The sequence below is a fragment of the Agrobacterium sp. Ap1 genome, from assembly GCF_017313375.1.
Classification (GTDB): domain Bacteria; phylum Pseudomonadota; class Alphaproteobacteria; order Rhizobiales; family Rhizobiaceae; genus Neorhizobium; species Neorhizobium cellulosilyticum.
In genome coordinates this window covers 1-6,707 of the sequence record NZ_JAFLMY010000050.1, presented here as the reverse complement: position 1 = coordinate 6,707, position 6,707 = coordinate 1, and the positions used below count along the sequence as shown (strand labels likewise).

Sequence of the window (6,707 nt, the reverse complement as noted above, 5' to 3'; positions counted from 1 at the left end):
GAAGGGGGCGAGATCATCCCGGAATCACGGGGCGCAATCATCTCGGAACAAAGGGGCGGCTTCATCGGAATCAGCAGTTGAGAGGTATTATCAACCGCTACATTCACACTGCAGCCGTTCAGACTGCTTACAGCGCGTTTTCAAACGCCAACCATCAAATCGAGCAGAGACTCGCTCGCTGGATACTGATGTGTCATGATCGATCATTGACTGATACGATCAGATTCACACACGCGTCTCTTTCAGAGATGCTTGCCGTTCGTAGGCAAAGCATCACCACATGTCTCCACTTGCTCGAGGGAAAACAACTGGTGCGATCTCTTCGGGGTGCAATTGTGGTGCGTGACCGTGCAGGCCTGGAAGAATTGGCGTCGGACGCGTACGGTGTCCCTGAACATGAGTACAATCAGTTTGTGAAGCCGGATCGATAACCGGGCGCACGCTTTCTCCCGTTCATACCGATTTCTTTGGTTGTTCTGCCTCCGCTCTGGTCATAGCGAGAAAAGCGCCGCATTACAGCTGAGGTCAATCAGAGGGAACTGGCTTCGAATTGGATGGAGACGTTTAAGATGGGACGGCTCTGCTCATCCCTAGCTCTGATATCCATGGTCAATTCGGGGCCGTCATTAACAACCACGTCGTTCGCATACTCAGCGATCGCCCGACTTGCTTCGATGCGAGCAGCGTGATGATCTGACAACAGGTCACCGGTTGTGTCATGGGACTTTTCGTCACCATTCTCGAAATCAAAGTAATATATCGGCATTGCTAGGCTTCTTTCTCGATTGAAATAGGCTACGAAGTAAACGCTGCGACGCTTCTAACCACCTAGTCCAGCGCCTCTCCAGCGGTAACCTTTGCGAGCTCCCGGTCATCGCTGTCGCAGATGGTGATGCTAATCAACGTCAGTTGTATTCCTGCCTTGAGATATTGAGCTGCGATCTCGCGGATGGCTGCTCGAGCATCATCTCGCGCCGCTTCTAAGTCGGAAGCCTCACCGCCATCTGGATCGGCAATCGTTTCCTCAGCGAAATCAAAACTAAAAAAGTACCGAGGCATACCAGCTCCCGTCTAACCAGCCGCGACCTTCATCGTGACTTGAAGGAGAGAAGAAGTCATTGGACGGTAGCGGACAAATTTCCATTTGCACGGTAGCGGACGAAATGATGTTCGATTTGTGTGAGCAACAATTCGAGACGATCGAGTTCGCTGCAGATTTCCCCTTTCAAATGCTTTTCGCTCGTGGTCGTGTTGGAACATTTTTTCCCGGAAATGAAAGTCATCGACGACAAGCGGACCACGTGGACCGACACGAAGCGAGTTCTGATCGTCGGCCACCGGGCCCGCCCTGGGCAGTGGTCATCACCGGCGTGTCGCCATCGGCGGTCTGGTGAAGCTCCCCACCCGTACCACGCGTCAGTTTCTGATCGTGGATAGTCGCGGTGATAAACTTCGAATCTGCGGACGCAGTGGCTGGTTTTTGGCCATGGGTCAAGCTCCTGGACAGGGGTGTGAAAATGGGCGACTTGAAAGCAAAAAAGGCCGCCTTGAAAGGCGGCCTGATCATTTGCTGAGGGAGTTTAGCTGGCCTTCTTCAGCGCAGGTTTGGCGCTGGCTGAGGCGTCGCCCATGCCCTTGGTATTGGCTGTCCCTTCACTGAGGGCCGTCAGCTTCTGGTCGGTGGCGATCTCTTCCTGCAGGGTGGCATCGAGCAAGGTGACGGCTTCCTTCATGCCGAGCTGCTTGGCCCAGGATTTCAACGTGCCGTAGCGGGCGATCTCGTAGTGCTCTACCGCCTGAGCCGAAGAGATGAGGCCGGCATCGAGCGCAGCGGTGCCTTTGTATTCTTCCATGATTTCCTCGCCTTCGGCGAGAATGCCCTGGATGGCTTCGCAGGTCTTGCCGCGGGCCGGCTTGCCGAGGAGTTCGAAGATCTGTTCGAGACGTTCGATCTGGCCTTGGGTCTCGTCACGGTGCTGCAGGAAGCCGGCTTTGCCTTCTTCCGACTGAGCGGCACGCGCCATCTTTGGCAGAGCCTTCAGGATCTGTTTTTCCGCAAAATAGATATCCTTGAGGGTGTCAAGAAAGAGGTCGTTCAATGTCTTTTCGGTAGCCATTTGAGTATCCTTAGGTTGAAAATCTATGCGAATGCTAGATGTTGCGGCCGTAAGGGACGCGATCTGGATCACAGTGCAGCGTTGCGGTAACGGCCGCGTTCCTCTTCGACTTCGTTAGCTTTGTAAGGATCGAGCGTATCGTCAAACCTGGTCCAGCCGTGCTCTTTATAGGACGCGCGGCGCTCAGCCGGATCAACCCAGTTCGAGCGCTCCAGGATTACCTCGGCTTCGGGAGCGAGTGCATCGTCCACCTTTGCGGTTACCAGCGAACCGCCGCGGCGAACACCTTCGGCGTAGACATGCGCATCGTCCTCAGACACGCCAGAGCTTGTCAGCGCGCCGATAATACCGCCCGTCGCACCGCCTGCAACCGCACCCGCGACCGCTCCTACCGCGGTTGCCGCCAGCCAACCGGCCGCAACAACGGGTCCAACACCGGGAATGGCCATCAGGCCGAGGCCTGTTAGAAGACCGCCCGCCCCGCCGACGGCTGCGCCGATACCAGCGCCTGTGCCGGCACCTTCTGTCGCGTTCGACGTGTCGGCGTGACGATTATCGGCATTGTTGGAAACAATGCTGATATCCTTGGATGGCACGCCGGCGGATTCGAGCGCGCTGACAGCGGCACTAGCGTCGGAATAGTCGTCGAAAAGTCCTGTTACAGTTTTCATGATCAAAATTTCCTATTGAATGTGTTGAATTATTCGGCAACGACGTTGCCCTGGTAGTCGAGCGCGACATTGACGGATTTTCCGTCCTTCATGCCGGCAGCCATCCAGATGCCCTTGTCGTCCTTCTTCAGGTTCTTGACGTCGGAGAAGCCTGCCTTCTCAATGCGGGATTTTGCCTGATCCTGGGTGAAGCTATTGGCGCCCTCGACGGGTGCGATCGCATTCTTGGAATCGGGCGTTGCTACGGCCGGGGTGTCACCGCTCGAGTTAGCGGGCGGTGTCGTCTGGGCATGCGCAGATAGAGCGGACGCGCTGATGATCGCCGCGGCAAGAATTATGTTTTTCACTGATGCTTCCTCTCGTATCGGACCTGTATTCACAGACCCGTGAGCATCTAACCTCTGCCGAGCAGTTTCGTTCCGAAATAAACCGGAAATTGTGATTGCCGTCGCGACTAGAGCCTGCAGCATCTTCTGCGCAAAGGGCTGCCCGCCCGCCTCACGGAGGGGGGCAGCTCTTATCGCTCTACCACGATCAGGATTGTAGGCTTGCCGCTACATTTGATGGCAGCACCACACTGACCGGGAGAATACGATCCAGAGTATGCCACTACCAGCGCGCTACTTAACGATGTGGATCTTAGCATCTCCCCATCGATCCAAACATTCGTTGCCACGTCGTTTCCGTACCGATGCATTCGAAAATCGGCTGAAGATGAGCCGATCTGAACATTCCGCCGGACATCCCATCTAAGAATGTGGCATGGTCGGTTTACGGAAGCGGTTTTCATTCTAACTGTTGGCCTGCCCGAGACCAAGACACGGCCCCAGAATTCCGGAGGTGGCTGAAGCGGCCCATGCCTGCGGAGAGCAGGCAACCGGATATGGCGTCGGACCTCGACCTGGTTTCTGATAAAGCCACAAAATAACTCAGGCAGACGCCGCATCTCCTGCCCTTTGGTAGCGTCAAAAAGTCCTTCGAACACGCGCACCGCCTCCTCCTTAAGGTCGTATTGCGCAAAGCCGATTGCGATCGCGGCATTGTCATGCGGCCATATAGACCCGTTATGGTATGACATAGGATTATATCGAGCTTCACCCTGAGCAAGCGTCCCGTGGTCGAGCTGCGGACGAATGACGTGATCGAAGTAGTCTTGGTCCGTTGGATCGACCTTTGCAGCAATCTTCAGCGGAATTCCGGTTCGCTTTGCAATCTCGATTGCGCGGTCCGGCCGTTTCTCAGGCGCTACTCGGCCTAGAAAGGCGAGATAATCACGCTTTTGTTTATTTTTTGGCGCAGGTCCTTGTGGAAGTCCATGCTGAATGGTGGCCAGCCAGTTCGCGTTTGGCAGCGGCAAACGCTGATCCTTCGAGATGGAGACCAGCGGCATCTCCGGAAAAGCACGGTAGACCGGATGAAAATCCGGCAGATCAAGCCTCCCGTGTAACGTCGTCAAACACCGTGTCGTACCGAGAACTTAGCCTGTTCAATCATTGACGCACCGGCGGTCGAAGAAGGCGCAGTGGTCGCAGTTGGATCATGATTAGCCGAAGCAGAAACCCCGCCGCCGGAAGGATCAAAGTCATGCCCTACCAGAAGACGAAATCAACCGTCAGCTAAGGCAGCGTCCAGAGGCTGACGAAAGGGGCAGCTGCGCCAGTCCGTTGCCAGCATACGGATTGCGATATCTCGTGACGATCTGTAGCCAAGCTTTTCCTGAAAGTCCTGCGGGCCGGTTTCAGCTGCTTCATGTTAATTGTTGCTTACGCGCTTTCTGGAGGGCTGCCGTCCGATAGAAGTGTTCTGCGTGCTGATAAAGATTCTCCGCCTCGATTCTGTCTCCCGCCTGGGCAGTTTCCCGCGCCAGAGCTAGGTATTGCTCATATCGCTTGGTCAGGCTCTGCCAGTTAGGAGTTTCGGTTGCGGTCAGGCGAGCCTTTGCAGGCCTGATGGTCGATGGGCGGGAATTTTGGCGTGATGAATTCAAAAGAACACTTCAAGCCTCACAAGGCTTGCCTCTTAAACGGAATTATTTCTGAGAATGATTGAGTGCCACGAATGTCGGCGAACGCGCCAATGACATAGCCGCATCGGCGCGGCGTCATGAGCTGAAGAGACTAAGCTCTCATTGCGGCTTAATGTTGTGTCCGCCCAACGATAATAAACTCGCTCGACATATGATTATCTGTTGCGCTTAACTCATTCGCGACGAGTTTAAGAAAATGACTGCCAGCGCCCGTCAGAGCGCTGTCGGAATGCCCGACATACTTCCCTCCAGGTTCGGCTTGTATTGTTTGCGGAGTGCAATGGGCGCAGATTCAACGCCTCGCCCCTTTAATTCACCTGAACGGCGTGGATGCCTTCCAGAGTTTCAGAGACGGTTCGCGACCCCAGACGCGCAGCTTGCCGAGTTCGGTCTGCCGACCGGAAGGTCTCGTGTGAGGCGGCCAAAACAGAGGGTAAGAATCAATGCGACGCCATCGCCTTGTCCAGTTCTTCTTCAGACACAGGCCATGCCTCGGTCAGGCCATCCGAGGTCAGGAACAGCGTCATCGTTCGGTGATAGGCTTCCCACACCACATCGAGAGGTTCCTCGTCGATTTGGAGCTCGAACGTCCCTGGCGGATGTGGTGCGGCCATCCGAGGCAGTTGGAACGGTCGATCGATGGTGACCGTTTTTATAGTAGTCTTCATGGCTGAGATCCGTTTCTTGAGATGGAACTGTCCAGTGAAGCCGTGATCCGCATCGCGCCTTCATGGTTTGCAAGGCGCTCGGTTTTTGGAGCTATTTCCAACCCGATGCGCTGTGACAATCACGAAGTCCTGCAAGGTCATCGCAGTCGCCGCTGTCAAAGTGAAAATGCGATCCGTCCTGTGAGGGCGAACCAACCCTTCACAACCCGCGCCTATCGGCCCGCGTTTCTGAGAAGATCTGTCTCTCTGGCGATTGGTCCGAGAAGCTTCCGTAATCTGTTCTCCTCGACCCGATCAAGTCGAAACCGTCTTGCGAAGTCGCTGACCAGAACCATTTTCGCTGTGCCGGGTGGGCTGGTTCCTGGAATGGTTGGCTGACGCATGGTCATATCCTTTAAGAAGACAGCCTGCTCAACCGAAATCCTGTAAGCTCAAGGAGATAGAATTCGATTGCGCTGACAAGTAAGCATTTGTGGCCACTTTTAGAATTCTCCGTCGTGACGCATCGAACGTGGTCAGGTAGTCGCTCTCGCTTGCGTGTCTGTGCGCTTTACCACAGGCGAGTACGTCAGTCGCGAGATAGAATTTGACCTCAAACATCCCGTCGTACCCGCTAAATCGAACACAGCGGTTCTTGTCATCGAAACTTCGAGCTTCATTCGGAAACCTAATACCCATCAACGCCCACCTTCGTCCCGCCACCGGTCGAGGCCATCTTCTTTCGAAAAACGGCCGAACCGGGCGCCGACCGTTGAAGACCGGCTGCGCCGAGTGAGCGCGTCCAATAGGTTGGCTTTGGTCCTGACCCCACCGCGAAATTCGGAGGTGAGAAAGATCAGTGCGTCGCGCTTCATATCGGAACTCGCATCGGTTTCGACGCCACGAAGACCGGCAGTCCTCAAGACGTCCCGGATCAGCTTGAAGCCGTCGTTGTCGATCTGCGCTGCTGCTGGTGGATTGGAAGACATGCTGTCCTCCTTTAGTTGGGGCAAGGATTTGCGACCTTGGCGACAGCGCCCTGAAGACAAACCGTCGCTGCACTATAAGTCGTGCTAATATATTCGATTACAAGGCTGAGCCGTGGTAATTGATCGCCCTCGAAACCGCGAATGAGAAGGAGGCACGGTTGCTCGGCGCAATTCAAATAGTGATCGTGTCCCATGGAATGGTGTAGCTCGGTTGATCATCGAGCTTTCCGGCCAAGGCCGGGAATGGGTCAACTTGC

10 protein-coding genes and 2 pseudogenes are annotated in these 6,707 nt (G+C 55.2%); 1 reads left to right on the top strand and 11 read right to left on the bottom strand.

Annotated elements, in window-relative coordinates:
- Nucleotides 1–431, top strand: a 431-nt coding sequence (locus JZX87_RS30695) for a Crp/Fnr family transcriptional regulator (protein WP_206829614.1), incomplete at its 5' end; no start/stop codon positions are given.
- A gap of 98 nt (nt 432–529) precedes the next feature.
- Here the strand turns inward: JZX87_RS30695 and JZX87_RS32130 are convergent.
- The 11 genes and pseudogenes from JZX87_RS32130 to JZX87_RS30645 form a co-directional block, all read right to left on the bottom strand.
- Entirely contained in the window at nt 530–766 is a 237-nt protein-coding gene (locus tag JZX87_RS32130; RefSeq protein ID WP_404946228.1) for a DUF6894 family protein, read from the bottom strand.
- A 62-nt stretch (nt 767–828) separates the two neighbouring features.
- On the bottom strand, nt 829–1,059 hold the full coding sequence (locus JZX87_RS30690; protein WP_206829613.1) for a DUF6894 family protein: 231 nt from the start codon (nt 1,057–1,059) through the stop codon (nt 829–831).
- A gap of 177 nt (nt 1,060–1,236) precedes the next feature.
- A pseudogene (locus JZX87_RS30685) lies at nt 1,237–1,567 on the bottom strand (catalase); the annotation flags it as partial.
- A 13-nt stretch (nt 1,568–1,580) separates the two neighbouring features.
- Complete coding sequence (locus JZX87_RS30680; RefSeq protein WP_206829612.1) at nt 1,581–2,117, bottom strand: YciE/YciF ferroxidase family protein; 537 nt, start codon at nt 2,115–2,117, stop codon at nt 1,581–1,583.
- Nucleotides 2,118–2,185: 68 nt separating this feature from the next.
- Entirely contained in the window at nt 2,186–2,788 is a 603-nt protein-coding gene (locus JZX87_RS30675; protein ID WP_148147864.1) for a general stress protein, read from the bottom strand.
- A 29-nt stretch (nt 2,789–2,817) separates the two neighbouring features.
- A complete protein-coding gene (locus JZX87_RS30670; RefSeq protein WP_206829611.1) occupies nt 2,818–3,135 on the bottom strand; it encodes a PepSY domain-containing protein in 318 nt (105 codons plus the stop codon).
- Between the two features lie 767 nt (nt 3,136–3,902).
- Nucleotides 3,903–4,250 (bottom strand): annotated as a pseudogene (locus JZX87_RS31700) (glycosyltransferase family 4 protein); the annotation flags it as partial.
- A 285-nt stretch (nt 4,251–4,535) separates the two neighbouring features.
- Nucleotides 4,536–4,775 (bottom strand): DUF4167 domain-containing protein, encoded by a 240-nt coding sequence (locus JZX87_RS31980; protein WP_206829609.1) that lies wholly within the window; start codon nt 4,773–4,775, stop codon nt 4,536–4,538.
- A gap of 479 nt (nt 4,776–5,254) precedes the next feature.
- A complete protein-coding gene (locus JZX87_RS30655) occupies nt 5,255–5,482 on the bottom strand; it encodes a hypothetical protein (protein WP_148147861.1) in 228 nt (75 codons plus the stop codon).
- Nucleotides 5,483–5,893: 411 nt separating this feature from the next.
- Nucleotides 5,894–6,160: a DUF1488 family protein gene (locus tag JZX87_RS30650; protein WP_206829608.1), complete on the bottom strand. Its 267-nt coding sequence runs from the start codon at nt 6,158–6,160 to the stop codon at nt 5,894–5,896.
- Nucleotides 6,160–6,450, bottom strand: coding sequence for a hypothetical protein (locus JZX87_RS30645; RefSeq protein ID WP_206829607.1), 291 nt, complete (start codon nt 6,448–6,450; stop codon nt 6,160–6,162). Before JZX87_RS30645 ends, JZX87_RS30650 begins: the two co-directional genes overlap by 1 nt.
- Nucleotides 6,451–6,707: the final 257 nt, after the last annotated feature.